Origin of the sequence: Streptomyces torulosus (assembly GCF_001419765.1) — a bacterium.
In the GTDB taxonomy this organism is placed as follows: domain Bacteria; phylum Actinomycetota; class Actinomycetes; order Streptomycetales; family Streptomycetaceae; genus Streptomyces; species Streptomyces torulosus.
This window is the reverse complement of sequence record NZ_LIRK01000982.1, coordinates 1-1,300: the sequence shown is the minus strand read 5'-3', so window position 1 is coordinate 1,300 and position 1,300 is coordinate 1. Positions and strand designations below refer to the sequence as shown.

At 67.3% G+C, this 1,300-nt stretch carries 1 protein-coding gene and 1 pseudogene; one reads left to right on the top strand and one right to left on the bottom strand.

Features of this window, described 5'->3' with window-relative positions; all coding sequences use genetic code 11:
* The first annotated feature begins 47 nt into the window (after positions 1 to 47).
* Positions 48 to 923 (top strand): annotated as a pseudogene (locus AOK23_RS46355) (IS5 family transposase).
* On the opposite strand, the gene AOK23_RS48290 reads toward AOK23_RS46355, so the two are convergent.
* Positions 907 to 1,047 (bottom strand): hypothetical protein, encoded by a 141-nt coding sequence (locus AOK23_RS48290; RefSeq protein WP_157878336.1) that lies wholly within the window; start codon positions 1,045 to 1,047, stop codon positions 907 to 909. The pseudogene AOK23_RS46355 and the gene AOK23_RS48290 overlap by 17 nt on opposite strands.
* Positions 1,048 to 1,300: the final 253 nt, after the last annotated feature.

The following is a 1,300-nucleotide window of genomic DNA, read 5'->3' as shown; positions in this document are numbered from 1 at the left end:
TAGGGTCTGTTGCGAAAGTGGATCTTGTTCGTTGATGATCACGTCCTGTGGGACGTGGGGATCTGACGAACGGCCAGTGGGCCCGGCTGGAGCCTCTGCTGCCGACGGGCATCAAGCCGGGGCGGCCGCAGGTGTGGACGCGGCGGCAGCTGATAGACGGCATACGGTGGCGGACCCGGACCGGTGCTCCCTGGCGGGACGTGCCCGAACGCTACGGGCCCTGGGACCGGGTCTATGACCTGTTCCGGCGCTGGGAGCGGGACGGCACCTGGGCAAGGATCCTCACCCAGCTCCAGGCCGAGGCGGACGCGAAGGACCTGATCACCTGGGAGGTCAACGTCGACTCCACCGTCTGCCGGGCTCACCAGCACGCCGCGGGAGCGGCGAAAAAGGGGACCTCCAGAAGGAACCGCCCGGCGGGATCTTCGTCGAGCCGGCCGACCACGGCCTCGGACGCTCCCGCGGCGGACTGACCAGCAAAATCCACCTCGCGGTCGAGCAGGGGCAGAAGCCCATGTCCGTCGTGATCACGGCCGGGCAGCGGGGCGACTCCCCGCAGTTCGAAGCGGTCCTGGAAGCCATCCGGGTTCCGAGGCTGGGGCTCGGCAGGCCGCGCAAGCGCCCGGACCGGGTGCGGGCCGACAAGGCGTACGAACTCCCGCGGCAATCGCTCCTACCTGCGCAGACGCGGGATCAAAGCCACCATTCCGGTTCCGGCGGACCGAGTCCGCAACCGCCTCAAGCGTGGACCGCGTGGCGGGCGCCCACCGAAGTTCGACAAGGACGACTACAAGCAACGGCACGCGGTCGAGTGCGGGATCAACCGGCTCAAGCGCCACCGGGCCGTCGCCACTCGGTACGACAAACTCGCCGTCCGCTACGAAGCGACAGTGCTGGTCGCAGCCATCAACGAGTGGCTGTGACCAGCACTTTCACAACAGGCCCTAGCAGACCGCGGTCCTCGGCATCGACGGCGAGGACGGGATCACCGACCTCGGCGAAGGGACGGTCACCGAGGATTCGGTCGATGCGCAACGAGATGGTCATGGCGGTGATCTTCTCAGCGGCCAGAAGCTGCGTGAAGCCACGGACCTCAAGAAGCCGAACAGAAGAACTTGACAGGGAAATGCGCGGAGGGCTGGATCACCGCCAACCCCGTTGAGGCCCGCCTCGGGCGGTTCGCCTCCGACATCCAGCCGAAGCCCAAGTCCAAGGGCCAAGGCGATGACCACGCCTGACCTCCACCTGGAGGACCCATGAGCAGTACCCCACAGAACGACGTCGACCACGCCCTCGCCTA

Bases quoted from the DNA above. Each gene is read 5' to 3' on its own strand.
- AOK23_RS48290 (WP_157878336.1), bottom strand. From the start codon at position 1,047: ATGACCATCTCGTTGCGCATCGACCGAATCCTCGGTGACCGTCCCTTC.